We start from the raw sequence: 26,294 nt of genomic DNA on the forward strand, positions 1-26,294 counted from the left end.
GTCGGGTGAGGCAAGCCGGGACCGTCGCGTACTTCGGCCGCATCCATCTGGCGGGCCGGGCGGAGGGCGTGACCCGCCTGGAGTTCTTCCTGGACCTGGTCTTCGTCTACGCGTTCCTCAACGTCACCGGGGTGACCGCCGAGCAGTTCAACGTCGCCGGGGTGCCCCGCGGCATGTTGCTGCTGGTGCTGTTGTGGTGGTGCTGGGTCCACTACGCGTGGCTGGGCAACGTGGTCCGGCTCAACCGGGGCGTGCTGCCGGCGGTGACCTTCGGGCTGGCCGCGACGCTGTTCGTGATGGCGCTGACCGTTCGGGAGGCGTTCGTCGACCGGCCCGGCGGGCTGCCGGGACCGCTGGTCTTCGCGGTGGGGTACGTCGTCGCCCGGGGCGGGCCGTTGCTGGTCGCCGCGTTGGCGCTGCGCCACCGGCCCGAGCTGCGCCGGCAGTTCCGCCGGGTGTGGCCGCCAGCCATCGCCGGGATGCTGCTCGTCCTCGCGTCCGCCCTGCTCCCGGCGCTCACCGACGACCGGCTGCTACGGGACTGGACCCGGTTCGGTCTCGTCGTGCTCGCCATCGTCATCGAGTACGCGGGGGTGTACGCCGCCGGGACCGGGGCGTGGCGGCTACGGTCCATTCCGTACTGGGCGGAGCGGCACAGCCTGATCATCCTGATCGGTTTCGGCGAGACCATCATCTCGGTGGGGTTGAGCCAGGGCGCTGCGGTGGCCCAACCGGTGACCTGGCCGGTGATCGCCGGTGTGCTGCTCAGCGTGGTGCTGATCGGGACGCTCTGGTGGACCTACTTCGACATCGCCCGTTTCGCCGCTGAGCAGGCGCTGGGGCAGGTTTCCGGTGCCCGGCGGACCAGACTCGCCCGGGACGCGTACAGCTATCTGCACCTGCCGATGATGGCCGGGTTGATCCTGGTGTCCCTGGCGCTCAAGCACGCTCTGGCCCAGCTGCGCATCCCGTCGGAGCCGGACGCCCTCGGGCCGATGGTGCTCTACGGCGGCGTCGTGCTCTACCTGGTCGGCCTCTTCGCCTTCGAGGTCCGGACCCTGCGCCTGTTCGGGCGCTCGCCCCTGCTCGGCATCGTGTTGACCCTCGCGCTGCTGCCGGTGGCGGTCGGCCTGCCGGTACTGCCGCAGCTCGTCCTGCTGACCGTCGCGGTGGGCGTCATGGCGATCTCCGACGCCACCGTGTTCCGGCACAAGCACCGGGAACTGCACGCCCACATCGGTACGCCGAGCGAGGAGGGCACCGGTGTCACCCCGAAGGAGCTCTTCCTCGATCTGGTCTTCGTGTTCGCGTTCCTTCAGGTGTCCGCCCTGATGTCGGATGATCCCACCTGGTCCGGTCTGCTCCGTGGCCTGCTGGTGCTGGCGGTGCTCTGGTCGGCGTGGTCTACCTACGTCTGGCTCGCCACGTCGGTCCGTGCGGAGACGGCGGCGGTGCGGGCCGCGATCGTGACGGTGGTCGCGGTGACGGCGGTGATCAGCATTGCCGTGCCGCAGGCCCTCGCGGACGCCGCGGGCGGCCTGTCGGGACCGGTCGTGTTCGTGACCTGCTACGCGGTGATCAGGCTGCTGGCCCTCGCGGCGCTGTGGTTGACGTCGCACAGTCGGGGCGAGCGGGTTCGCCGGGGCAACGTCGGTCGCATGGCGGCACCGACGCTGCTCGCGTTGGCCCTGCTGGTGGTGGCGGCCCTCGCGCCGCACCCGGTCGGCGACATCCGGCAGCTCTCGCCGCTCCGTGTGACGCTGTGGGTGGCGGCGATCGGAATCGACATCATGGGGCCGCTGATCATCCGCCCCCACCGGTGGCGGATCATGTCCGCCCGGCACTGGGCGGACCGGTTCAGCCTCATCATCATCATCGGCCTGGGCGAGGCGGTGATCGCGATCGGTGCCGCCGTCTTCTACTCCCCCGTCTCCAACCGCATCGTCGTGGCCGCCGTGCTCGGCACCGCGTTGCTGGGCGTCCTGTGGTGGCTCTACTTCGGGTGCGACGCCGAGCTCGCCGAGCGGACGCTGGCGGAGCGGCACGGAGCAGCGCGGGGCGCCCTGGCCCGGGACGCGTACCTCTACCTGCACCTGCCGATGATCGCCGGGATCGTGCTCGTCTCCCTCGGGCTGCGCAAGGTCATGATGGTGCTCGGCACCCAGGCGTTCTTCGTGGCCAGTCCCCCGCTGTACCCGGTGGCGCACGTCGCGTTGTACGGCGGAGTCCTGCTGTTCCTGGTCGCGGACGAGGCGTTCTGGTGGCGGGTCGCCGGCGACCTGCGGCCGCGCCGGGTGGTCACCGCTCTCGTCGTGGCGGCGCTGGCGGTGGTGACCGCCGGGTTGTCCCCGCTGGTGACGTTGAGCGCGCTGGTCGGTGCCGGGCTGCTGCTGGTCGTCGTGGAGGTGACCCGGGGTGCCGACCTGCGGCGTCCGGCGCCCTCCCCCGGATCGGCCGGGGCGGCCGGGCAACGGTGAGGCCCTGGTCAGTCGCCGTCGACGCGACGGTCGCGCTTGCGCTGGGACTGCCGCTTCTTCTCGGCCAGGCGGCGCTCCTTGGCCGCGCGGGAGGGTCGCGTCTGGCGCCGCGCCTTCGGCGGCGGCGCGATCGCCTCGCGCAGCAGCGCCGCCATCCGGTCCCGGGCGGCCTCCCGGTTGGCGAGCTGGGCCCGGTGCTCGCTGGCGGTCACGGTGAGCACCCCGTCGACGAGCCGGCCGGCGAGACGGTCGAGGGCCCGCGCGCGGAGGGCGTCCGGGATGCCCGGGGAGGTGCCCAGGTCGAAGCTGAGCTCGACCCGCGAGTCGGTCGTGTTGACGCCCTGGCCGCCCGGGCCGGAGGACCGGGAGAAGCGCTCCCGCAGCTCGGCGTCGGGCACGACCCACCGGTCGTTCACCCGCAGCCCTCCGTCCATGCCCCGAGGCTAACGCCGCGGCCGGCGCGGTACGCGCGGTCCCCCGCACGCGCGGCCCGCGCCGGTCAGCGGGGAGCGGTGGTGGCGGAGGGGCTCGGGTCGGCACGCTCGGGTTCGCCGTCGGAGCCGACCGCCGCGTACGCGACGGCACCGACCAGCAGCAGGGCGATCACGCCGACCTTGGTCGTGACCACCCGGATGAGCAGCCACGCGGTGCGCCGGGCGCCGGGCACCGACTTTTTCACGGTCTGGTAGTCGGTCCACCCGCGTCGCGCCCGGGCGTACGCCGACCCCACACCGGTTCCGATGATCAGGCCCACCAGGAGGAGGACCGCGATGAGAGGACGCTCCACCCCCGTCAGTATTCATACTCAGCGTGATATTTCCATGGCTTGATGGATGCGCGCTGAAATCCGACACATCCCCTATTCCACGCGTAATCGGTCAGTCACTCACCGTAACTCAGCCACCCTTGCCGATGATGGTGTCGGCCGTCTGCTGGACCTGCTCGATCGGGATGGCGAAGCCGATGCCGATCGACCCGTTCCCGTCGATCGTGGCGATCGCGGTGTTCACACCGACCACCTCGCCGCGCGCGTTCACGAGTGGACCGCCGGAGTTGCCCGGGTTGATCGACGCGTCCGTCTGGACGGCGGTGTGCCGGTTGTCGCCGAGGCGTACCTGCCGGTCCAGGGCGCTCACGATGCCGGCCGTGACCGTACCGGCCAGGCCGAGCGGCGAGCCGACGGCGAGGACCGGCTCCCCCACCCGGGTCGACCCCGGTTTCGCCAGCGGCAGCGCGGACAGGCCGGCCGACGGCGGGACCCGCAGCACCGCGAGGTCGCTGCGGGGCTCCCGGCCGACCACCTCCGCGGCGAACCGCCGCCCGTCCGGCAACTCCACGGTCACCGAGCCGTTCCGGCCCTTCGCCAGGATGTGGTCGTTGGTGATGATGTGCTGCTGGTCGTCCACGGCGAAACCGGAGCCGGTCGCCGAGGCGCCGCCCGCACCGCCCACCAGCACCGACACCACCCCCGGGACGGTCTTCTCGGCCGCCGTCACCAGTTCCGCCGGCACCGGGGCGGCCGAGGCCGCCGCCGGGCCCGGTGCGCCCTCCCGGCTCGCGACCAGCCCACCGGCCGCCGCGCCGGAGGCGCTGGAGAGGGCGACCACCGCCAGGCCGGCCAGCAGCCGCCCGTGCCAGCGCCGTCCCGCCCCGGCCCGGTCCGATCCGGGTACGTCCCAGCGGGACCGCCCGTCGGGGTCCAGCTCCGGCGAGACGAACCAGGGGCCGCGCGGCTCGCCCAGCCCGGTCTGCACTGCCATGCGTACGCTCCTCACGTGTCGATCGGCCGCACCGTGACCGGCTCCGGTCGGGTCAGGGCAGGCGGGAGAACCAGCGCATCGAGCCCGCCGCCGCGCCCATGGCGAAAACCAGTCCGAGGCCGATGAACCGGGCCGAGACGTCCTGCCGCTCGGTGCGGTAGCCCACCGAACTGCCGATGTCCTCGTAGACCGCCTTCAGCTCCTCGGCGCTGCCGGCCTCGTGGAACCGGCCGCCGGTCTCGTCGGCGACGGCGCTCAGGGTCTGCCCGTCGACCGGCACGGGGATCGGCCGGCCGAACCGGTCGACGAAGCCGTTCGGGGTGCCGAACACGATGGTGTAGACCGGGACCTTCATGGCCACCGCGTCGGCCGCGGCCTCCATCGGGTCCATGCCGGCCGTGTTGGCACCGTCCGACAGCACGACGATCCGGGCCGGCGGCGGGTTCTTCGCCGCCTGGGCGTCGAAGCTCCGCACGGCCCCGAGCGAGGTGTTGATCGCCTCCCCGATCGCCGTCCCCTGCACGCCGGTCGCGCCCTCGACCAGCCGGCCGATCCCCTCGTGCAGGGCCTCCCGGTCGGTGCTCGGCGGCACCAGCATGGCGGCGCTGCCGGCGAACGCCACCAGACCGACGTTGAACTCGTCGGGAAGGCCGTCGACGAAGGACCGGGCCGCTTCCCGGGCGGCGCTGAGCCGGTCCGGCTCCACGTCGTCGGCGAGCATCGAGGTGGAGACGTCCACCGCCACCATGACGGTCGCCCGCTCCCGGGGCACCCGCACCTCGGCGGTGGGCCGGGCGAAGCCGACCACCAGCAGCGCGAGCATGGCGAGGAAGAGCCCGGCGGGGACGTGCCGGCGCCACGCCGGACGCTGCGGGGCGATCCGGTCGAGCAGCCGCAGGTTGGTGAAGCGCACGGCGTACCGGCTGCGGCGGCGCTGCACCAGGATGTAGCCGACGACCAGCGCGAGCACGCCGAGCAGCAGCCACAGGCGGACCGGCGACAGCCAGATCACGCGGCACCTCCCCGGATCGTCGTGGCGGGTGCGGCGGCCAGCCGGCGTTGCCGGTGCACGTGGCGCACGACGTCCGCCGCCCAGTCCCGGTCGGTCCGCAGCGGCAGGTGCGCCGCGCCGCTGCGCCGCAGCGCCTCGCGTACCTGGTCGCGCTGGGCGGCCGCAGCGGCCGCGTACCGCTCCCGCAGGGCCGGATCCCCGGTCCAGACGTCCCGCCGCCGGCCGCTCTCCGGGTCCATCAGGGTGACCAGGCCGACGTCCGGCAGGTCCCACTCCCGCGGGTCGGTCACCTCGACGGCGAGCACCTGGTGGCGGACGGCCAGCCGGCGCAGGGTCCGCTCCCAGGGCGCCGCCTGTGCCGGGTCGTCGGGCAGACCGTCGAGGAAGTCCGAGACGACCACCACGAGCCCGCGCCGGGTGGCCACCCGGTGCACGGCGTCCAGCGCCTCGACCAGGTCGGGCGGCGCGAGCGGGGCGGTGTCCTCGTCGTAGCCACCGGTACGCGGCGCGGCCAGCAGCGTCCGGAGCAGCCCGAACAGGTGGGTACGCCCGGTGCCGGGCGGGAAGCGGCGCAGCCCGGTCGGCGTGAGCACCTGCGCGCCGAGGCGGTTGCCGACCCCGGCGGTGAGGAAGCCGACCGCGGCGACGGCGGCCACGGCGAGTTCCCGCTTGTCCAGCTCCGCCGTGCCGTACTCCATGCTGGGGCTGGCGTCGACCAGCAGCCACGTGGTGAGTTCCCGGTCCGCGTCGACCTCGCGTACGTGCGGCACCGCCGTGCGAGCGGTCACCGCCCAGTCCATCCGCCGGACCTCGTCCTCCCCGGGGCGGTACTCCCGGCTGCCGGCGGGCTCGCTGCCCGGCCCCGGCAGCAGCCCCTGGTGCTCCCCGTGCAGCAGTCCGTCCAGCCGCCGGGTCACGGTCAGCTCCAGCCGGCGCAGCCGCGCGTCCCCGGCGAGGTCGGCCACGCCGGGGTCCGGCGGCAGGGTCGCCGCCGTCCTGCCCCGCCACCTCATCAGGCGGCCGCCAGGTCCGCAGCCTGTTCCGGGTGCTCCGTGGCGACGCGGGGCGGTGGTACGGCATCGACCAGCCGCCGGACCACCGACTCGGCGGACACCCCGTCGGCGACCGCGTCGAAGGAGAGCACCAGCCGGTGGGCGAGCACGTCCACCGCCAGATCGCGGATGTCCTCGGGCAGCACGTACTCCCGGCCGTGCAGCAGCGCCTGCGCCCGTGCCGCGGCGACCAGGCCGAGCGTGGCGCGGGGGCTCGCCCCGTACGCGAGCAGCGGCGCGATCTCGGGCAGCCCGAACCGGCCGGGGTCGCGGGTGGCGAGGACGAGCCGGACCACGTACTCGGCGAGGGCGTGGTGCACGAAGACGCGGGCCGCCCGGGCCTGGAGGTCGAGCAGCCGCTGCGGGTCCAGCACCCGGCGGGGCGTGGGCCGGTCGACGCTCATCCGGTAGAGGATCGCGAGTTCCTCGTCGTCGGTCGGGTAGTCGACGACGATCTTCATCAGGAACCGGTCACGCTGCGCCTCGGGCAGCTGGTAGACGCCCTCGGACTCGATCGGGTTCTGGGTGGCCAGCACCAGGAACGGCTCGGGGACCTCCCAGCTCCGCCCGCCGATCGAGACCTGCCGCTCGGCCATCGCCTCCAGCAGCGCGGACTGCACCTTCGCCGGAGCCCGGTTGATCTCGTCGGCGAGCACCAGGTTCGCCATGATCGGGCCCAGCTCGATGTCGAAGGTCTCCCGCGAGGCCCGGTAGATGCGCGTGCCGACGATGTCCGACGGGACCAGGTCGGGGGTGAACTGGATACGGGAGAAACCGCCCCCCACGACCGTGGCGAGGGTCTGCGCCGCGAGCGTCTTCGCAACGCCGGGCACCCCCTCCAGGAGGCAGTGACCGTCGGCCAGGAGGGCGGTGAGCAGGCGCTCGACAAGCCGGTCCTGCCCGACGATCACGCGTCTGACCTCGGCGAGGGTCTGCTGCAGCTCGGCGCTGGTCGCGTCGGGATCGACCGCGTTGGGCATGCTGGCCAGGGTGTCCGAGATGTCCGTCACGGTGCTTGCTTCCCGTGCCGGCCGTCGGACAAACGTCGGAATTACCGCCGCTACCAGGCACTTACCGGTCGAACCATGGCCGGAGCGGGACAAGCCGCCCAGCCGGCCGGAGAGGGAACCGGCTCCCGGCTTCAAGGACCGGCTCCCGGCTTCAAGCGACGCCGGGAGCCGGTCCGTCGAGGACTCAGACCACCGGGTGGACGACCAGGTGGAACGGCAGGCTCTTGTTGCCGCCGGCCGAGGTGCGGGTGGCCACGAAGATCGAGTTGGCCAGGTCCCGCCGGGGCGCCGAAGCGATCTCCCCACTCGGCGGGACGTAGAGACTCCTCGTCGTGCCGATGGTCGCGGTGTGGATGGCGGTGGCGACGTTGACCGGGAAGTTCACCGAGAACCAGCCGACGCCGACCTGGGTGACCGTGATGCCCGGGTGGGAGGCGCGGGTGACCTGCCACACCCCGGTCACCGGGTTCTGCTCGACCACCGCTCCGTACAGGGTGCCGATCGCGAGCGTGCCCGCCTCACCCCTGGCGAGGGCGGCCCTGGCCGCCGCCCGCTCCACCCCGGTCACCGGGGGCTGGGCGTTCGCCCGCGGCTGGCGCAGCGACTGCGCGGCCTCGGCGGGAGGTTGCGTGCCCGGCTTCGCGACGGCCATCCCGCCGCCGGCGAGGGTGAGGGCCAGGACGACGAACGCGACCGTCGCGGCCTTGCGTCTGAGGATCGAGGTCATGACAGGACTCCCTTTTTGTGACCGTGATGATCCGGCCGACCCGGGATGACGGGACGGTTTGCCTGACGATTTCGCCGGTGCGGAAAATGAGCACCATTCGCCGGGAATCATTGATCACCGAGCGCACCGCGAATGGCGGCTTCACACCGACCATATGGACTCTGACCTGCGGCAACCACTGAAAGACGTGACGCCGCAACCAGGTGGAAACTAACACCACAAAAAGCTGGACGTCAATAGTCGATCACGCCTGGCAAACCCATTCCATAAATGCGAAAAGCGAACGCCCGCCCATTCATGAAAACGCTGCGTTCGCGGTCCGGGTCCGCGCCCCCGGCGGTGACACCCTAGTCTGCTGACGTGCGCGGAACGGACGGGGACGGCGGCGGGCGCGCCGCCACGCTGGTCTGCTGGGCGGCCGTCGTGCCGGGTGTCGGGTGGGCGGTGGTCCGCCTGCTCGGCCTGGACCGGGGACCGCTCGTCCAGTTGCTGGCGTTCACGCCGTACGTCGCGGCGGGCAGCCTGCTCCCCCTGGTGCTGACGGTCGCCCTGCGGCGCCGGTGGCCCGCGATGGTCGCGGCGCTGACGACGGTGGCGCTGGTCGCCGTGGTGGCGCCGCGGGCGATCGGCTCGGCCCCGCCGGACGCCGGCGGGCCGGCCCTCCGGCTGCTGACCGCGAACCTGCTGGCCGGCACCGCCGACGCACGGGTGCTCGTCGACCTGGTCCGCCGGCACTCGGTCGACGTGCTCGCCGTGCAGGAGTTCACCCCGGAGATCGGTGCGGAGCTGGACCGGCTGGGCCTGGACACCCTGCTACCGCACCGGGAACTGCACCCGGCGGAGGGCACGCTCGGCTCCGGGCTGTACGCGCGCTTCCCCGTCAGCGCGGGCGGCGTCCGGCACAACCGCGGCGGCTGGGGCTTCGACCAGGCGTACGCGACGGTCGCCGTGCCGGGCGCGCCGCCGGTCCGGGTGGAGTCGGCGCATCCCGCCGCGCCCTACGCGCTCGACCAGGTCGGCCACTGGCGCACGGATCTCGCAGCTCAGCCACCGGCGACCCCGGACGGGTCGCTGAGCATCCTCGCCGGCGACTTCAACGCGACGCTCGACCACGGCCCGCTGCGCGCCCTGCTCGACACCGGGTACGTGGACGCGGCCGAGGCGGCCGGCGCCGGGCTCACCGGGACGTGGGGGCCGTACGACGGCGATCCCATCCCGCCGGTCACCATCGACCACGTGCTGGTGGACCGGCGGATCGCCGTCCGCGGCGTCTCCGTGCACCCGGTCCGCGGCAGCGACCACCGCGCGGTGCTGGCCGTCCTCCGCCTCCCGACCTCGGTGTAAGGAAGGGCCCCTTGTTAACGCCTGGTGTTGTAAAAGGGTCCCTTCCTAACGCCTCACACCCGCGCCCGGTCCAGCCCGTACGTGAGGGCGTCGACGAGGGCGTGCCAGCTGGCCTCCACCACGTTCGGGTGCACCCCGACGGTGGTCCAGTCACGGCCGGCGCCGTCGGAGGTCTCCACCAGCACCCGGGTCACCGCGCCGGTGCCGTGGCTACCCTCCAGGATCCGCACCTTGTAGTCGGCGAGCTCGAAGTCGCGCAGTTCCGGGTAGTGCTTCGCCAGGCCGACGCGCAGCGCCTCGTCGAGCGCGTTGACCGGGCCGTTCCCCTCCGCGGTGGCGATCACTCGCTCCCCGCGTACGCGGATCTTGACCGTCGCCTCGGAGACGACCGCGCCGTCCTCGCGGTGCTCGACCAGCACCCGGTACGACTCCAGCGCGAACGGCCGCGCGGGCGCCGCGTCCGGCAGCTCGGAGCGGACCAGCAGCTCGAACGAGGCGTCGGCGGCCTCGAAGGACCAGCCGCCGGCCTCCAGTTCCTTCACCCGGTTGGTGACCCGGGTCAGGGTCTCCGGATGGCCGGCCAGGTCCAGGCCCAGCTCTCGGCTCTTGAGCTCGACACTGGCCCGGCCGGCCATCTCGGTGACGAGGATCCGCATGTCGTTGCCCACCACCTGTGGGTCCACGTGGTTGTAGAGCAGCGGATCCACCTTGATCGCGCTCGCGTGCAGCCCCGCCTTGTGGGCGAAGGCGGCGGCCCCGACGTACGCCTGGTGGGTGTCGGGGGCGATGTTGGCGATCTCGGCGATGGCGTGGGAGACCCGCACCATCTGCTCGAGGCAGCCCGCCGGTAGGACCGGCAGCCCGAGCTTGAGCTGGAGGTTCGCCACGACGGCGAAGATGTCGGCGTTGCCGGGGCGCTCGCCGTACCCGTTGGCGGTGCCCTGGACGTGCCGTACGCCCGCCTCCACCGCGGCGATGGTGTTGGCCACCGCGCAGGCGGTGTCGTTCTGGCAGTGGATGCCGAGCAGGTCGGGGGCGACGCCGATCCGGTCGGTGAGGTCGGCGATGGCGGCCGTGACGTGGGAGGGCAGCATGCCGCCGTTGGTGTCGCAGAGGACGAAACGCTCGGCGCCCGCGGCGAGCGCGGCCTCGACGACCCCCGCCGTGTACGCCGGGTCGTGCCGGTAGCCGTCGAAGAAGTGCTCGCCGTCGACGAACACCCGCCGCCCCTCGGCCACCAGGTGCGCCACCGTGTCGTGGATCATCGCCAGGTTCTCCTTGGCGGTGGTCCGCAGCGCCCGCTCCACGTGCCGCAGGTCGGCCTTGGCGACCAGGGCGATCGCCGGGGTCTCCGCGTCCAGCAGGCCGCGTACCTGCGGGTCCTCGGCGACGGCCACCCCGGCGCGGCGGGTGGCGCCGAACGCGACCAGCACCGCGTGCCTCAGGTCGAGTTCGGTACGCGCCCGGCGGAAGAACTCCGTGTCCTTGGGCACGGCGCCCGGCCATCCGCCCTCGATGAAGCCGACCCCGAACTCGTCGAGCAGCCGGGCCACCGCGAGCTTGTCCACCACCGAGTAGCTGAGCCCCTCGCGCTGGGCGCCGTCGCGCAAGGTCGTGTCGTAGACCTGGAACGTCATCGGGATCCTTTCTCAAGCAACAAAAAGACCCCCCGCGGATGCGGGAGGTCTGCGCGCTCGGCGGAGGGGAGGCCGGCGCGCTAGGTGCCAATAATCAGGACGGTGCTGGTCACGATCGTTACTGTGCCACCCCGGTGCTGGTTTTGGGAGCGCAATCCACATTCCGGGACGGTGACGGAGGGTCGTCATACCCTGTCGATGTCGGCGAGCCGGCGGAAATCCGGCGTTGGTGATCAGCTTCACAAGTCACCCGGCCGCCACCAGGCGTGAACACCGGTGGGGGAAGTATCTGGAACCGATCCAGTTGCCGGCCCCGTGCCGCTGTCAAGGAGGACCCGTGCTCACTGTCGGTGACCACTTCCCCGAGTACGAACTCACCGCCTGCGTGTCGCTCGACGCCGACAAGGCGTTCGAGACGATCAACCACAAGTCCTACGAGGGCAAGTGGCGCGTCGTATTCTTCTGGCCGAAGGACTTCACGTTCATCTGCCCGACCGAGATCGCCGAGTTCGGCCGCCTCAACGGCGAGTTCGCCGACCGGGACGCCCAGGTCCTCGGTGTGTCGGTCGACAACGAGTTCGTCCACTACGCGTGGCGCAAGGACCACCCGGACCTGCGGGACCTGCCCTTCCCGATGCTGAGCGACATCAAGCGTGAGCTGACCGCCGCGTGCGGCGTCCTCGGCGAGGACGGCGTAGCGCAGCGGGCGACCTTCATCGTCGACCCCGACAACGAGATCCAGTTCGCCATGGTGACCGCCGGCTCCGTCGGCCGGAACGTCTCCGAGGTGCTGCGGGTGCTCGACGCGCTCCAGACGGACGAACTGTGCCCGTGCAACTGGAACAAGGGCGGCGAGACCCTCGACGCCACCGCGCTCCTCGCCGGCGCCGGGGCCTGACCATGGGTCTGGACGCGGTGAAGGCGGCTCTTCCCGAGTACGCCAAGGACATCAAGCTGAACCTGGGCTCGACCATCGGCACCTCCACGCTCAAGCCGGAACAGGCCTGGGGCACCGCCCTGGCCTGCGCCGTCGCGGCGCGCAACGCGGTGGTGCTGAAGGAGGTCGCCGAGGAGGCCGCCGCTCACCTGGGGCCGGATGCGGTCGAGGCGGCCAAGGGCGCCGCCGCGATCATGGCGATGAACAACGTCTACTACCGGGCCAAGCACCTGATCGGCGACGAGCAGTACCAGTCGATCCCGGCGCGGTTGCGGATGCAGATCATCGCGCGGCCGGGCGTGGAGAAGGCCGACTTCGAGCTGTGGTGCCTCGCCGTCTCTGCGATCACCGGCTGCGGTGTCTGCCTCGAGTCGCACGAGAAGACCCTGCGCGCCGCCGGCTTCAGCCGTGAGCAGGTGCACGAGGGCCTGCGCATCGCCGCGGTCGTGCACGCCGCCGCGGTCACCCTCGACGCCGAGGCCGCGCTCGCCTGAGTCAGCCGCGAAGGGCCGGCCGGTTCACACCGGCCGGCCCTTTTCGTTCGCGGCCCGGGGTGTACCGATCTCGACACCGGGTAGGACATGGGGCTGACAGGCACCAACCCCCGATCAGTCGAGTAGAGGAGATGAAACGCCATGGAGCGGCTCGACCCTCGAACGACCCACGGGACGCCGGACCCGCTCGTGACCGGCGGTCAGGGCGCCTTCCCGGGCGGCACGCCCGGCGGCACCTTCGACCCCTGGAGCTACCGGGACGACGCCGGTTTGATCGGCGCCGACCTGGTGGACTACAAGGTCGAGGCGAGTGACGGCAGCATCGGCAAGGTGGACCGGTCCAGCCACGAGGTCAACTCCAGCTACCTCGTTGTCGACACCGGCCCGTGGATCTTCGGCAAGAAGGTCATGATCCCTGCCGGCACCGTCAACCACGTCGACCACGACGAGCGGAAGGTCTACGTCGACCGGAGCAAGGACCAGATCAAGGCCGCGCCCGAGTTCGACGAGACCGCCGACACCGACCCGGCATACCGGGACAAGCTCGGTGGTTACTACGGCGACACGTACTCGGCCATCCCGCCGGGTACCGCCAGGTGACGGTGATCCTGTTCGACGGCCGGTGGGGCTCCGCCCCGCCGGCCGTTACCGTGTCGGGGTGGACGCAATCGAGGTCACCCGTTTCTCCACCCTCTTCAACTTCCGCGACATCGGCGGGGCGGTCGGCCACGACGGCCGCGCCGTCCGCCGGGGCCGGCTCTTCCGGTCCGACTCACCGCACCGACTCGACGACGCCGACCGGGAGGCGTTGGCCGCCCTCGGGGTACGGACGGTGCTCGACCTGCGCCGCCCGTACGAGGTGGAGCGCGACGGCCGGATTCCCGACCTGGACGGCCTGACCTGGCGGCACATCCACCCCGAGCACGCCGAGTGGAGCGACAACCCGTACCGGCCCGGAGCCGACCTGGCCCGCTACCTCGCCGACCGGTACGCGGACCTGGCGCAGACCGGCACCGCCGGGCTGGGCGAGGCCGTCGGGCTGATCGCCGACGACGTCAACGCGCCGGTGCTGGTGCATTGTGTGGCCGGCAAGGACCGCACCGGCATCGTCTGCGGCCTCACGCTCGCCGTGCTCGGCGTCGCCGACGCCGACATCGCGGCGGACTACGCCCTGAGCACCGAGGCCGGCGAGAAGTTCATGGCCTGGTTCAGGTCGACCGGGCAGCAAGTGCGGCCGGGGCTGCCGCCGCTCACCTGCCCCGAGGAGGCGATGCTGCTGTTCCTCGCCGAGCTCCGCGAGGGGTACGGCTCGGTCGAGGGGTACCTGCGGCACGCGGGCGTCACCGAAGCGCAGCTCGACACCCTCCGCAACCACCTGCTGGAGTAGCCGCCGAGGCCCGACGTTAAGAAGGGGCCCCTCCTCTACGCCAGGCGTTAAGAAGGGGCCCTTCCTTTCAGAACACGCGGTGGACCCAGTCGTGCGGGTCGGGGGCGTTGCCGCGCTGGATGTCGACCAGCTGCTGGCGCAGGGCCATCGTCACCCGGCCCGGCTCCCCGCCACCGATGAGGAACTCGCCGTCCGGGAAGCGGACCGTGCCGATCGGGGTGATCACGGCGGCGGTGCCGCAGGCGAACACCTCGCGCAGCCGGCCGCTGGCCGCGTCGGCCTGCCAGTCCGCGAAGGTGACCGGCCGCTCCTCCACCCGGTGCCCCGCGCCGGCGGCCAGGGCGAGCACCGACTCCCGGGTGATGCCGGGCAGGATCGTGCCGGTCAGCGGCGGAGTGACCAGCGTGCCGTCGTCGTAGACGAAGAAGACGTTCATGCCGCCCAGCTCGTCGACGAACCGGCGCTCCACCGCGTCCAGGAAGACGACCTGGTCACAGCCGTGCTCGATCGCCTCCGCCTGCGCGACCAGCGAGGCGGCGTAGTTGCCGCCGCACTTCGCCGCGCCGGTGCCGCCCGGTGCCGCCCGCGTGTAGTCCGGCGAGACCCAGACCGTCACCGGCCGGACCCCACCCGAGAAGTACGCCCCGACCGGGGAGGCGATGACCGCGTACAGGTACTCGTTGGCGGGGCGGACACCGAGGAACACCTCGCTGGCGAACATGAACGGTCGCAGGTAGAGGCTGCCGTCCTCGCCCTCCGGGATCCACTCGCGGTCGACCTCGATGAGCCGGTGCAGCGAGTCGACGAAGGTCTCCTCGGGCAGCGTGGGCATCGCCATCCGCCGGGCGGACGCGGCGAACCGGGCCGCGTTGGCGTACGGGCGGAACATCGTCACCCCACCGTCGCCGCTCCGGTACGCCTTCATCCCCTCGAAGATCTCCTGCGCGTAGTGCAGGACGGCGGCGGCCGGGTCCATCGGGATCGGCGCCCGCGCCTCCACCCGGGCGTCGTACCAGCCCTTGCCGTCGGCGTAGCGGATGGTGACCATGTGGTCGGTGAAGACCCGCCCGAAGCCGGGGTTGGCCAGCAGTGCGGCCCGGTCGGCGGCGGATACCGGCGCGGGATTCGGACGGATCTCGAAGTCGAGCTTGTCACCACCGCTCATCGCGCTGACCTCCCTGGGGGACGGACGGCACACGGGTCCGCATGCCGAGAAGTCTGGTGCGAGAAACTTACCCCGAACGGTCGTTCAGCGGGTAGCGCCGCCGGGCCGCGTGGGCGCCGCCGGACGGGCCGACGTGGCGCCGCCCCTGGTGACGGGGTCGGGCCGGGTCGGTGGCCACGGGCGCCGGGTCGGGGCCCGTGGATCGCGGTCGCCGAGCGGCGACCGGACGGGTTCAGGCGGTCGCGTACGCGGCCAGCCGGTCGCCGACCTCGTCGGTGCGTACCGGTACGCCGGGCGTCCGCGCGGCCAGCTCCGCGCCGACGGCGGCGGTGATCCGGGCCGCCTCCTCGGCGTGGCCGAGCTGGTCGAGCAGGAGGGCGGCGGAGAGCACCGCCGCCACCGGGTCGGCCACACCGCGACCGGCGATGTCCGGCGCGGAGCCGTGCACCGGCTCGAACATCGACGGGTACGCGCCCTCGGGGTTGATGCTGCCGCTGGCCGCGAGCCCGATGCCGCCGGTGACCGCGGCGGCGATGTCGGTGAGGATGTCACCGAACAGGTTGTCGGTGACCACCACGTCGTACCGCTGGGGCTGGGTCACCAAAAACATCGCGGCGGCGTCGACGTGCTGGTACTCCGTCGCCACGTCGGGGTGCTCGGCGGCGACCGTCTCGAAGGTCCGCCCCCACAGCGATCCCGCGTGGGTGAGCACGTTGGTCTTGTGCACGAGGGTCACCTTGCGCCGCTCGCGCCGGCGGGCGCGGGCGAACGCGTCCCGGATCACCCGCTCCACTCCGTGCCGGGTGTTGAGGCTCTCCTCGGTGGCGATCTCCGCGGGGGTGCCCCGGTGCAGGCTGCCGCCGGCGCCCGCGTACAGGCCCTCAGTGCCCTCGCGGACCACGACCAGGTCGACCTCGCCGGGCTTGACGCCGCCGAGCGGGCCGGCCGTGCCGGGCCAGAGCCGCGACGGGCGCAGGTTCACGTACTGGTCGAAGGCGAAGCGCAGCTTGAGCAGCAGACCGCGTTCCAGCACACCGGGCGGGACGGTCGGGTCGCCGACGGCACCCAGCAGGATGGCGTCGTGCCCGGCCAGCTCGTCGAGCACCGAGTCGGGCAGCACCTCGCCGGTGCGGTGGTAACGGGCGGCACCGAGGTCGTACTCGGTGGCCGCCACGCCGGGAAGCACCGCGTCGACGACCTTGCGGGCCTGCGCGACCACCTCAGGGCCGATGCCGTCCCCGGCCACCACCGCGATCCGTGCCACGCTGCGCTCCTTCGCTCCACCGTTGAACCGACGGTACGCCGCCATCCCGACTCCCGGTACGAATCTTCCATCATCTGGGAAACCCGGATGCACAGGAGGCTTCCAGGTGACATTCATGGGGTGGTCATCTGCGCTGCCTAGCCTGATGACCAGCGGGTCACGGGGGCTCGCGACCGGCGCCGCGACGGGGCGGAGCCGTGGGCCGAGGAGGCATGGTAGTTGTGCGGATCGACGAGCAGCCACGGACCCGCTGGGTCGACCCGTCGGTCTTCCAGCCCCACCGGCGTCCGGATCTGCGCCTCGGCGCCCTCCACCACCGCGTCGACGGGGTCGGCGCGGCGGCCGACGACCGCATCGCCGTCCAGCACACGGTCCGCACCGCCACCGCCGAGTACACGCTGCTGCTGAACGCGCCGGAGTGGCTCGGCCGCCGGGGCGTCGGCGAGGCGCTGCGCGACGCCGTGGCGGAGCTGCGCGCGATCGACCTGACCTACGGGCCCACCCGCCCGGAGAGCCTCGTGTCCCGGCTGCGCCGGGGCGAGATCAGCCCGGAGTCGTACCCACCCCTGGCCGACCTGGTGGACCGTTGCGCCGCGATGCGGGCCGCCACCGACGGCTGGTTCGACGCGTGGGCGGTGCCCGGCGGCTTCGACCCGGGCGGACTGCTCGGCGGGTGGGCGGTGGAGCGGGCGGCGGCCCGGTTGCGCGCCGCGGGCGTTAACGACTACGTCGTGCTCGCGGGCGCCGACCTCGTCGTACGCGGTCACGCGCCGCACGGCGGCCCCTGGCGGGTGGCGGTGCACCATCCCACCGACCGGCGGCGCGCCCCGCTGGTGCTGGAGATGACCGCCGGTGCGGTCGGCACGTCCGGCGTGACCGGGCGACAGGGACATGTCGTGGACCCGCACACCGGCGAGCCGGCCGACCACCTGGTCGCCGCCACCGTCATCGGGCCGGACCTGGCCGTCGCCGACGCCTACGCCACCGCGCTCTACGCCGCCGGCCCCGCCGGGCTGGCCTGGTTCCGCGACGGATCCGACTACCGCGCGCTCTTCGCCGACCGCCGCTGAGCAAACTGCTCCCGGGCGCCGGGCCTCGCCGGCGAACGTGACCGGCGCGGCGCGGAACTCCACGGCCGGCGTGGACGCGTCGGGGTGCTGGGTGAGTGACCCCTCGGCGGCCGATCCGCGATCGGCCCCCACGGTCTCGGCAACGACCGTGAGGGCCGGTCAGCGACGAGTGCGCGTGGCTCGCGCAATCGAGGGGTGCGGGCCGGTCGGGCCCGGACGTCGACCTCGCCACCCGAAGACGGGCCCACGTCACGCGCTCGGCCGGTGACCGCACCGGTACGCTAGCGAATCGACGCAACTCGACGCAAGAGTCTCCACTGCGGACCCTCCCGACAAGATTGCGACGGACCTGCGGCGGGGCAATTTCGACATGGTGAACGACGGATGGCACGCTGTCCGCCGTGAGTTTCGATCTGAGCGTGTGGGCCCTGGCGGACGGGGCGACGCCCGAGGACGTACGAGCGGCGGTGCAACGGTGCCGGCAGGGCCAGCATACGGACCGTCAACCCGATCCCCGTGTCGTCGCCTTCTACCGGGCGATCACCAGCACGTACCCGGACCGTCCGGCCGGCGCGGACACGCCGTGGGCGGTGGCGCCGCTGCATGCGGCCGGTGACCACGTCGAACTGAACCTGCACCCGACCTGCGAGGACCAGGTGCTGCTGGACATCGAGCGGCTGGCCGGCGAGCACGGGCTGATGCTCTTCGACGCCCAGGACGGCTCGGTCTACCCACCGCCCACCCGCGTCACCACCTGACGCCGCGAGGAGGCCGCACTTTCGGGGAAGGTGCGCTCATCCGAGGCCGGATGGCCACTCTTTCCGGGAAAGTGCGCGGATCTCGCGGGCGCAGGCGAAGGGAACGGGGACGGCGGAGGGGCCCGGCGGACGCCGGGCCCCTCCGCGTCGTGCGCTCAGGTCACTCGTCGCGCAGGTCCGCGGCGCTGGCCGCGGTCGCGCCGATCGAGTCGGCCGCCGAGGTGAGCAGGTCGGCGCCGAGCGCCTGGTCGATGGTGAGCGTCATCAGCGTCTCGCCGCCGGCCTCCCGCCGGGCCACCTGCATGGCGGCGATGTTGATGCCCGCCTCGCCGAGCAGGGTGCCGACGGTGCCGACGACACCGGGCCGGTCGACGTACCGGAGGAAGACGAGGATCCCCTCCGCACCGATCTCGACGTCGAAGCCGTCCACCTCGGTCAGCTTGATGACGTCGCGGGTGCCGGCGGTGGTGACGGTGCCGGAGACGCTGACCGTACGGCCGTCGGGCAGGGCACCGCGGATCGTGACCAGCACCGGGTGGTCGGCGGTCTCGGGCTGGGTCGTGAGGGACACCTCGACGCCCCGCTCGGCCGCGAGGTGCGGCGCGTTGACGTAGGTGACCTGCTCCTCGACGACCGAGCTGAACAGCCCCTTGGTGGCGGCGAGCTTGAGCACCGAGACGTCGTGGCTGACGATTTCGCCGCGGACCTCGACGGTCACGCTGGCGGCGACCCCGCCGGCGACCGCGGTGAAGGCGCGGCCGAGCTTCTCGGCCAGCGGCAGCAGCGGCCGGACGTCCTCGGCGACCACGCCGCCGGCCTGGACGTTCACCGCGTCCGGCACGAACTCGCCCTGGAGGGCCAGCTTGACGCTCTTGGCCACGGCCAGGCCGGCCTTGTCCTGCGCCTCGTGGGTCGACGCGCCCAGGTGCGGGGTGGCGACCACGTTGTCGAACGCGAACAGCGGCGAGGAGGTGCAGGGCTCCTTGGCGTACACGTCGACGCCGGCACCGGCGACCCGGCCCTCGGCGATCGCGTCCGCGAGAGCCTGCTCGTCGACCAGGCCGCCCCGGGCGGCGTTGACGATCCGCACGCCGGGCTTGACGATCGCCAGCTCCTTCTCGCCGATCAGGCCGACGGTCTCCGGCGTCTTCGGCAGGTGGATGGAGATGAAGTCGCTCTCCCGCAGCAGCTCCTCGAGGCCGACGAGGCGGACGCCGAGCTGGGCGGCGCGGGCCGGCTGGATGTACGGGTCGTACGCGATCAGCCGGGTGCCGAACGCGGCGATCCGCTGCGCGAAGAGCACACCGATGCGGCCGAGGCCGACCACGCCGACGGTCTTGCCCTGGATCTCCACGCCGGTGTACTTCGACCGCTTCCACTCCCCCGCCTTCAACGCGGCGCTGGCGCTCGCGGTGTTACGGGCGACCGCGAGCAGCAGCGCGACGGCCTGCTCGGCGGCGGAGACGATGTTGGAGGTGGGGGCGTTGACGACCATGACGCCCCGTGCGGTGGCGGCCGGCACCTCGACGTTGTCCAGGCCGACGCCGGCGCGAGCGACGACCTTCAGGCGCGGCGCGGCGGCGATCGCCTCGGCGTCGATCTGGGTCGCGCTGCGGACGATGACGGCGTCGGCCTCGGAGAGCGCCGAGAGCAGGGCCGGTCGGTCGGTGCCGTCCACGTGACGGACGTCGAAGTCGTGGGCGAGCACCTCGATGGCGGCGGGAGCGAGTTCTTCGGCGATCAGTACGACAGGATTCATCGGTCCTCGTAGATGTCGTCAGAGCGGTCGGCCGGTCGGCGGGAAGCGGCGTTGCGCCCCGCCCTGGTCCGGGCCATGGCCGTCAGGTGTCGGCTACGCACCTACTGGGATCGTAGGGGGCCGGTCGCGCCCGGCGCCCCGGACACCGGGGTGAGTGCCCTCACAAACGGCACATGACGTGCAGATTAACGATCGTTCGGGGCGGGGCCGCGGACACGACAGCACCCGGGCACCGCGCCGGGGAGAGCGCGGGCCCGGGTGCCGTACGGAGGAACGCCTTCCGGTCAGGCGGTCTCGGTGATCGGCCGGTCGACCCAGCTCATCATCCCGCGCAGCTTGCGGCCGGTCTCCTCGATCGGGTGCGCGGCGCCCTCGGCCTGCCACTTGCTGAAGTTCGGCCGGCCGGCCTCGTCCTCGGCCACCCACTCCCGGGCGAACTCGCCGGACTGGATCTCGCCCAGGATCTTGCGCATCTCCTCCTTGACCCGGGCGTCGATGACGCGCGGGCCGCGGGAGAGGTCGCCGTACTCGGCGGTGTCGGAGATGCTGTAGCGCATCTTCGCGATGCCGCCCTCGTACATGAGGTCGACGATGAGCTTCAGCTCGTGCAGGCACTCGAAGTACGCCACCTCGGGCGCGTACCCGGCCTCGGTGAGCACCTCGAAGCCGGTCTGCACCAGCGCCGCCGCGCCACCGCAGAGCACCGCCTGCTCGCCGAACAGGTCGGTCTCCGTCTCCTCCTTGAAGGAGGTCCGGATGGCGCCCGCCCGGGTGCCGCCGATGCCCTTCGCGTACGACAGGGCCAGCGCGAGCGCGCCGCCGCTGGCGTCCTGCTCGATCGCGACCAGGCAGGGCACGCCCTTGCCGTCGACGTACTGGCGGCGGACCAGGTGACCGGGGCCCTTGGGGGCCACCATCGCCACGTCCACGTCGGCCGGCGGGGTGATCAGGCCGTAGCGGATGTTGAAGCCGTGGCCGAAGAACACCGCCTTGCCCGCGCTCAGGTTCGGCGCGATCGACTCGGCGTAGAGGCGGCGCTGCGCGGTGTCCGGGGCGAGAATCATGATCACGTCGGCCTCGGCCGCCGCCTCCGCGGGCGTGACCACCCGCAGGCCCTGCTCCTCGGCCTTCGCCCGGCTCTTCGAGCCCTCCTGCAGGCCGATCACCACGTCGACGCCGGAGTCCCGGAGCGACAGCGCGTGGGCGTGGCCCTGGCTGCCGTAGCCGATCACCGCGACCTTGCGGCCCTGGATCAGGCCCAGGTCGGCATCGTCGTCGTAGTACACCTCAACGCTCATGGAATTCCCTTTCGTACGGCGGCCCGGGCGGCCCGTCGTGGTCTGAAGCGGTGCGGAGGATCAGGCGGCCCGGAGCGCCGGACCGGCGGTGATGGAGCGCGAGCCGCGCCCGATCGCCACCGTGCCGGACTGGACCATCTCCTTGATGCCGAAGGGTTCGAGGTCGCGCAGCAGCGCGTCCAGCTTGTCGGGGGTGCCGGTCGCCTCGATGGTCAGCGTGTCCGGCGCGACGTCGACCACCCGGGCGCGGAACAGGTTGACCGTCTCCAGCACCTGACCCCGGGCGTTGCGGTCCGCGCGGACCTTGACCAGCAGCAGCTCGCGGGCGACGGACACCTGCGGGTCCAGCTCGACGATCTTGAGCACGTTCACCAGCTTGTTGAGCTGCTTGGTGACCTGCTCCAGCGGGGACGACTCGGCGTTCACCACGATGGTGATGCGGGAGACGTCCGGGTTCTCGGTCTCGCCGACGGCGAGGCTGTCGATGTTGAAGCCGCGCCGGGAGAACAGCCCGGACACCCGGGCCAGGACGCCGGGCTTGTTCTCCACGAGCACGGAGAGCGTGTGCATCGTCATCAGATGTCATCCTCGTCGAAGGCCGGGCGGACGCCGCGGGCGAACATGATCTCGTCGTTGCTGGTGCCGGCGGCGACCATCGGCCACACCATCGCGTCCTTGCCGACCACGAAGTCGATGACCACCGGGGCGTCGTTGATGGCCATCGCGGCCTCGATCGTCTTGTCGACGTCCTCGGCCGTCTCGCAGCGCAGGCCGATGCAGCCGAGCGCCTCGGCCAGCTTCACGAAGTCGGGGATGCGGTGCTTGTGCGTGCCGAGGTCGGTGTTGGAGTAGCGCTCCCCGTAGAACAGGGTCTGCCACTGGCGCACCATGCCGAGGTTGCCGTTGTTGATGACGGCGATCTTGACCGGGATGCCCTCCAGGGCACACGTCGCCAGCTCCTGGTTGGTCATCTGGAAGCAGCCGTCGCCGTCGATCCCCCAGACCACCGTGTCCGGCTTGCCGACCTTGGCGCCCATGGCCGCCGGCACCGCGTACCCCATCGTGCCGAGGCCACCGGAGTTCAACCACGTGTACGGCTTCTCGTACGAGATGAACTGAGAGGCCCACATCTGGTGCTGGCCGACACCGGCGACGTAGATGGCGTCCGGGCCGGCGATCTCGCCGAGCCGCTTGATGACGTACTGCGGGGACAGGGTGCCGTCGGCCGGCTCCTCGTACCCCAGCGGGTAGCGCTTGCGCAGGTCGTCGAGCTGGGTCCACCAGTCGGCGAGGTCGGGACGGTGCCCGCCCGCCTGCTCGGTGGTGACGGCCGCGATCAGCTCGTCGATCACGTGCCGGGCGTCACCGACGATCGGCACGTCCGCGTGGCGGTTCTTGCCGATCTCCGCCGGGTCGATGTCGGCGTGCACGACGGTCGCGTCCGGGGCGAACGAGTCCAGCCGGCCGGTGACCCGGTCGTCGAACCGTGCGCCGAGCGCGACGATCAGGTCCGCCTTCTGGAGGCCGTAGACCGCCGCCACGGTGCCGTGCATGCCCGGCATGCCGAGGTGCTGCCGGTGCGAGTCGGGGAACGCGCCGAGGGCCATCAGCGTGGTGACCACCGGGATGCCGGTCAGCTCGGCGAGCTTGCGCAGGCCCTCGGTGGCGCCGGCCTTCAGCACGCCGCCGCCCACGTACAGCACCGGCCGCCGGGCGACGGCCATGAGCCGGGCCGCCTCCCGGATCTGCTTGCCGTGCGGGTGCAGCGTCGGCCGGTAGCCGGGCAGGTCGAGCGTCGGCGGCCAGGCGAACGCCGTCGGCGCCTGGAGGACGTCCTTGGGGATGTCCACCAGGACCGGACCGGGTCGGCCGGTCGAGGCGAGGTGGAACGCCTCGGCCAGCACCCGGGGGATCTCGTCGGCGTTCTGGACCAGGAAGTTGTGCTTGGTGATGGGCAGGGTGATGCCCTGGATGTCCGCCTCCTGGAAGGCGTCCGTGCCGATCGAGGGCCGCGCGACCTGGCCGGTGATCGCCACCATGGGCACCGAGTCCATGTACGCGTCGGCGATCGGCGTGACGAGGTTGGTCGCGCCCGGCCCGGAGGTGGCGATGCAGACGCCGACCCGGCCGGTGGCCTGCGCGTACCCCGTCGCGGCGTGCCCGGCGCCCTGCTCGTGCCGGACCAGGATGTGCCGGACGGTGGAGTCGTAGAGCGGGTCGTACGCCGGCAGGATCGCGCCACCGGGGATGCCGAAGACGACGTCGACGCCGAGGGCTTCGAGGGACCGCACGAGGGAACCGGCACCGGAGACCTGGGCCGGAGCGGGGGTGCGTACCCCCGGGACGGTCGGGGTGGCCGCGGCGCGGGCGGCCGGCTCGGCGTCGCGCGCCGGCTCGGCGGCCGCGCGGGCCCGCCGGGCGGAGTTGGCGAGGGTCTCGGGCGTGGGTCTCGTCATGGCGGTTCAGGCCTTCGGCTGGAGTGGGTGCGGCTCTCGGGCAGTGGAACGCGGGCGGGGCCCGCACCGATGGGGTCTGACGGCAACAAAAAAGCCCACGTGCAGGATGCACGGGGCCAGCGCACTCTCGGTGGGGAGAGTGCGCTCAGGTAAGTACTCGACGCGACCAGTACGACAACATGCGGTCAAGCCTGACGCATCTCACGCGCTGAGTCAACTGATCCCACATGTTGGTTAACGGATCTTGTGGAATCCCCCGTTCGGGGAACTTCGGGGCCCTGTTCGGCCTGCTCGGAGGCGGGTTGGCGGGGCGCGGGGAGCCTCGGCAGGCGTCGCGGTGGCGTGGGACGGGCCGGCGGGGCGGGCGGCGCCGAGGTCGGGACCGGCCGGGCCCCGGGCGACGTGGCGGCCTCCAGCATCGCCTCCAGGTGCTCGGCCGGCACGCCCCAGCCGAAGAGGGCGCCCTGGCCGAAGCGGCAGCCGGCCGCCACCACCGCGGCCAGCTCCGTCGGGGTGGTGACGCCCTCGGCGATGACCTCCAGGCCGAGCTGGTGACCGAGCCGCATCACGATGTCGACCATCGGTGCGAAGGCCGGCCCGTCCGTACCGATCGGCCGGACCGGCTCGTGCTCGGCGACGAGGCTGTGATCGATCTTGAGAATGTCGATCGGGAGGCGGCGCAGCTGGCCGAGCGACGAGTACCCGGCGCCGAAGTCGTCCAGGGCGATCCGGACGCCGGTGCGCCGCAGCGCGCTCAGCCGGCGGATCAGCTCGTCCAGGTCGGTCGCGACCGCGTGCTCGGTGACCTCCAGCACCAGGCGCTGCGGTGGGACGTGGTGGGCGCGCAGCGCCTCGGCGACCTGGACGACGTACTCCGGGGCGTGCAGCTCCCGGGGCGAGACGTTCACCGACACCCACACGTCGTGGCCGTCGGCCAGCCAGCGGGAGAGCTGGTGGCAGGCCTCGTGCAGCACCCAGGCACCCAGCTTGGCGATCATCCCGCACTCCTCGGCGAGGGGGATGAACTCGTCGGGCCGCACGTTGCCCAGCTCCGGATGGCGCCACCGGAGCAGCGCCTCGGCGCCGACCGGGCGCACCGACGGCAGCGAGGCGACCGGCTGGAACGCGAGCCGCAGCTCGCCGCGGTCGATCGCGCCGCGCAGCTCGTGCTCCAGGGTGGTCCGCCGGCGCAGCAGCCGGTCGTACGCGGCGTCGTACCGCTCGATCCGGTTCTTGCCGCGCTGCTTGGCGTACCGCAGGGCGAGGTCGGCGTGGCGCAGCAGCAGCTCGACGTCCGGCTCGCCGGCCCAGCCGGCGGTGCCGATGCTCACCGAGAGGAAGACCGCCCCCTCCGGCTGCTGGTACGCGGCGCCGAGCACCCCGAGCAGCCGCTGACCGACCCGGTCGGCGTCGGCCGGCCGGCCCGGCATCAGCACGGCGAACTCGTCGCCGCCGAGACGGGCCGCCACGTCGCCGGGGCGCAGGTTGCCGCGCAGCCGCCGGCCCACCTCGGCGAGCACCGCGTCGCCGGCGTCGTGGCCCCGCATGTCGTTGACGTTCTTGAAGCCGTCGAGGTCGAGGGTGAGCAGCACGCACGGGGTGCCCGCCTGCGCGCAGCGGTGCAGGGCCCGCAGCAGCCCCCGCCGGTTGGCCAGGCCGGTCAGCGGGTCGGTGTGCGCGAGCTCACGGAAGTGGGCCTCCCGCTCGGCCAGCCGGCCCGCGTACCTGCGGACGTCGTGCAGGGTCAGGTACTGCCGGGCCACCAGCGCGAAGCCCTCCACGCTGCCGGCCACGATGCCCAGCGCGTCGAACCGGCCGTCCTGGAGCAGGTGGTACATCGCCGAGGCGGCCATCGCGACCATCGGCAGCACGCCGTACTCGGCGTCGCGCCGGTTCACGTCGACCTCGAACCGGCAGGGCGGGTCGAGCCGCCGGACCACCAGCGCGACGGTCAGCAGACCGGCGGCCAGCACCGCCGCGCCGACCAGCGCCACCACCGGGCCCGCCTGGCACAGCCCGGTGGCGATGCCGAGCCCGCCGGTGGTCACGCCGACGGCGCCGGTCACGAGCGTGGCGAGCCGGTGCCGCCGGGGCGGGGCCCGGAAGACCACGATGATGGCCAACCCAGCGGTGAGCGCCGCGCTGACGGTGGCGAGCAGGATCGGCTCGCAGGCCATCGGGGTGGCGTCGCCGAGCAGCCGGGTCGGCTCGGAGAAGAGCACCCACCCCACGAACCAGAGCGCGGTGGCGACGATCAGGCCGTCCAGCGACAGCCGGGTGGCCACCCCGGGCGTGGGCGCCACCCCGGGCAGCCGCAGGATCCCGGCCGCGAAGAGCAGGCCGCTGACGGCGGTGACCAGCGCGACCACCTCGGCCCAGCCGGGGCGCCGGACCGACCCGTGCCCGGCGTGCCCCGCCGCCTCCAGCGCCACGCCCGCCCCGACCAGCACCGCCACCAGCCCGACGCCGGCCGCCGCGGCGAGCAGCACGTACGCCGAGCGGTGCGCCACCTCCCGCCGCCGCACGCCGGCGGTCAGCAGCGCGACGCCCGACGCGGCGACGAGCGCGCTCAGCACCGCGACGGTGAGCATGCCCGGGGGTGACAGCACGCCCTCAACTGTGCCGGATCACCCCGCGCGGTGGGGTACCGGGTGTGCATCTGTTGGGACACGTCCTGCGCGGGCGGC

General features: G+C 72.7%; 24 protein-coding genes. 9 read left to right on the plus strand and 15 right to left on the minus strand.

Annotation, left to right across the window (positions count from 1 at the left end):
• Positions 1-5: 5 nt before the first annotated feature.
• The gene (locus ACN26Y_RS01260) at positions 6-2,477 is read left to right on the plus strand and encodes a low temperature requirement protein A (protein ID WP_155333672.1); all 2,472 of its coding nucleotides are present in this window, start codon (positions 6-8) and stop codon (positions 2,475-2,477) included.
• A gap of 8 nt (positions 2,478-2,485) precedes the next feature.
• Here ACN26Y_RS01260 and arfB read toward each other — a convergent pair whose 3' ends face one another.
• The 7 genes from arfB to ACN26Y_RS01295 all read right to left on the minus strand — a co-directional run bounded on the left by arfB (position 2,486) and on the right by ACN26Y_RS01295 (position 8,038).
• Positions 2,486-2,911, minus strand: a complete 426-nt coding sequence (gene arfB, locus ACN26Y_RS01265) for an alternative ribosome rescue aminoacyl-tRNA hydrolase ArfB (protein ID WP_155333673.1) — start codon at positions 2,909-2,911, stop codon at positions 2,486-2,488.
• Between the two features lie 65 nt (positions 2,912-2,976).
• Entirely contained in the window at positions 2,977-3,264 is a 288-nt protein-coding gene (locus ACN26Y_RS01270; RefSeq protein ID WP_155333674.1) for a hypothetical protein, read from the minus strand.
• Between the two features lie 109 nt (positions 3,265-3,373).
• Entirely contained in the window at positions 3,374-4,237 is an 864-nt protein-coding gene (locus tag ACN26Y_RS01275; protein WP_155333675.1) for a S1C family serine protease, read from the minus strand.
• 52 nt (positions 4,238-4,289) lie between these two features.
• A complete protein-coding gene (locus ACN26Y_RS01280; RefSeq protein WP_155333676.1) occupies positions 4,290-5,249 on the minus strand; it encodes a VWA domain-containing protein in 960 nt (319 codons plus the stop codon).
• Complete coding sequence (locus ACN26Y_RS01285; protein WP_196255959.1) at positions 5,246-6,232, minus strand: DUF58 domain-containing protein; 987 nt, start codon at positions 6,230-6,232, stop codon at positions 5,246-5,248. Before ACN26Y_RS01285 ends, ACN26Y_RS01280 begins: the two co-directional genes overlap by 4 nt.
• Positions 6,233-6,261: 29 nt before the next feature.
• Positions 6,262-7,311: an AAA family ATPase gene (locus ACN26Y_RS01290; RefSeq protein WP_155333678.1), complete on the minus strand. Its 1,050-nt coding sequence runs from the start codon at positions 7,309-7,311 to the stop codon at positions 6,262-6,264.
• A gap of 184 nt (positions 7,312-7,495) precedes the next feature.
• Positions 7,496-8,038, minus strand: a complete 543-nt coding sequence (locus ACN26Y_RS01295) for a hypothetical protein (protein WP_155333679.1) — start codon at positions 8,036-8,038, stop codon at positions 7,496-7,498.
• 17 nt (positions 8,039-8,055) lie between these two features.
• On the opposite strand from ACN26Y_RS01295, the gene ACN26Y_RS01300 reads away from it, so the two are divergent.
• Both ACN26Y_RS01300 and ACN26Y_RS01305 read left to right on the plus strand, forming a co-directional pair.
• A complete protein-coding gene (locus tag ACN26Y_RS01300; RefSeq protein ID WP_155333680.1) occupies positions 8,056-8,220 on the plus strand; it encodes a hypothetical protein in 165 nt (54 codons plus the stop codon).
• A gap of 220 nt (positions 8,221-8,440) precedes the next feature.
• Positions 8,441-9,382 carry an endonuclease/exonuclease/phosphatase family protein gene (locus tag ACN26Y_RS01305; RefSeq protein WP_155334382.1) on the plus strand — a complete coding sequence of 314 codons (942 nt, stop codon included), beginning with the start codon at positions 8,441-8,443 and terminating at the stop codon, positions 9,380-9,382.
• A 53-nt stretch (positions 9,383-9,435) separates the two neighbouring features.
• Here the strand turns inward: ACN26Y_RS01305 and cimA are convergent, their stop codons facing one another.
• On the minus strand, positions 9,436-11,019 hold the full coding sequence (gene cimA / locus ACN26Y_RS01310) for a citramalate synthase (RefSeq protein ID WP_155333681.1): 1,584 nt from the start codon (positions 11,017-11,019) through the stop codon (positions 9,436-9,438).
• A gap of 337 nt (positions 11,020-11,356) precedes the next feature.
• Between cimA and ACN26Y_RS01315 the strand changes: the two genes are divergently transcribed.
• From ACN26Y_RS01315 to ACN26Y_RS01330, 4 genes are all read left to right on the plus strand, one after another.
• Entirely contained in the window at positions 11,357-11,917 is a 561-nt protein-coding gene (locus ACN26Y_RS01315) for a peroxiredoxin (protein ID WP_155333682.1), read from the plus strand.
• Between the two features lie 2 nt (positions 11,918-11,919).
• Complete coding sequence (locus ACN26Y_RS01320) at positions 11,920-12,450, plus strand: carboxymuconolactone decarboxylase family protein (RefSeq protein ID WP_155333683.1); 531 nt, start codon at positions 11,920-11,922, stop codon at positions 12,448-12,450.
• 141 nt (positions 12,451-12,591) lie between these two features.
• A complete protein-coding gene (locus ACN26Y_RS01325) occupies positions 12,592-13,050 on the plus strand; it encodes a PRC-barrel domain-containing protein (RefSeq protein ID WP_155333684.1) in 459 nt (152 codons plus the stop codon).
• Positions 13,051-13,108: 58 nt separating this feature from the next.
• Positions 13,109-13,837, plus strand: a complete 729-nt coding sequence (locus ACN26Y_RS01330; protein WP_155333685.1) for a tyrosine-protein phosphatase — start codon at positions 13,109-13,111, stop codon at positions 13,835-13,837.
• A 67-nt stretch (positions 13,838-13,904) separates the two neighbouring features.
• Here ACN26Y_RS01330 and ACN26Y_RS01335 read toward each other — a convergent pair whose 3' ends face one another.
• Positions 13,905-15,002 (minus strand): branched-chain amino acid aminotransferase, encoded by a 1,098-nt coding sequence (locus tag ACN26Y_RS01335; protein ID WP_155333686.1) that lies wholly within the window; start codon positions 15,000-15,002, stop codon positions 13,905-13,907.
• A gap of 232 nt (positions 15,003-15,234) precedes the next feature.
• Entirely contained in the window at positions 15,235-16,266 is a 1,032-nt protein-coding gene (locus ACN26Y_RS01340) for a 3-isopropylmalate dehydrogenase (protein ID WP_155333687.1), read from the minus strand.
• Positions 16,267-16,478: 212 nt separating this feature from the next.
• Between ACN26Y_RS01340 and ACN26Y_RS01345 the strand changes: the two genes are divergently transcribed.
• A complete protein-coding gene (locus ACN26Y_RS01345; RefSeq protein WP_155333688.1) occupies positions 16,479-17,336 on the plus strand; it encodes an FAD:protein FMN transferase in 858 nt (285 codons plus the stop codon).
• Positions 17,337-17,737: 401 nt separating this feature from the next.
• A complete protein-coding gene (locus tag ACN26Y_RS01350) occupies positions 17,738-18,094 on the plus strand; it encodes a hypothetical protein (RefSeq protein ID WP_155333689.1) in 357 nt (118 codons plus the stop codon).
• A gap of 160 nt (positions 18,095-18,254) precedes the next feature.
• On the opposite strand, the gene serA is transcribed toward ACN26Y_RS01350, so the two are convergent.
• The 5 genes from serA to ACN26Y_RS01375 all read right to left on the minus strand — a co-directional run bounded on the left by serA (position 18,255) and on the right by ACN26Y_RS01375 (position 26,198).
• Positions 18,255-19,853 (minus strand): phosphoglycerate dehydrogenase, encoded by a 1,599-nt coding sequence (serA, locus tag ACN26Y_RS01355; protein WP_155333690.1) that lies wholly within the window; start codon positions 19,851-19,853, stop codon positions 18,255-18,257.
• Between the two features lie 284 nt (positions 19,854-20,137).
• A complete protein-coding gene (gene ilvC / locus ACN26Y_RS01360; protein WP_155333692.1) occupies positions 20,138-21,151 on the minus strand; it encodes a ketol-acid reductoisomerase in 1,014 nt (337 codons plus the stop codon).
• 60 nt (positions 21,152-21,211) lie between these two features.
• The gene (ilvN, locus tag ACN26Y_RS01365) at positions 21,212-21,727 is read right to left on the minus strand and encodes an acetolactate synthase small subunit (RefSeq protein ID WP_073832451.1); all 516 of its coding nucleotides are present in this window, start codon (positions 21,725-21,727) and stop codon (positions 21,212-21,214) included.
• Positions 21,727-23,607 (minus strand): acetolactate synthase large subunit, encoded by a 1,881-nt coding sequence (locus ACN26Y_RS01370; RefSeq protein ID WP_422734101.1) that lies wholly within the window; start codon positions 23,605-23,607, stop codon positions 21,727-21,729. Before ACN26Y_RS01370 ends, ilvN begins: the two co-directional genes overlap by 1 nt.
• A 185-nt stretch (positions 23,608-23,792) precedes the next feature.
• On the minus strand, positions 23,793-26,198 hold the full coding sequence (locus ACN26Y_RS01375) for a putative bifunctional diguanylate cyclase/phosphodiesterase (RefSeq protein ID WP_422734998.1): 2,406 nt from the start codon (positions 26,196-26,198) through the stop codon (positions 23,793-23,795).
• Between the last annotated feature and the right edge of the window lie 96 nt (positions 26,199-26,294).

It is taken from the genome of Micromonospora sp. WMMD558 (assembly GCF_049315255.1).
Taxonomy (GTDB): domain Bacteria; phylum Actinomycetota; class Actinomycetes; order Mycobacteriales; family Micromonosporaceae; genus Micromonospora.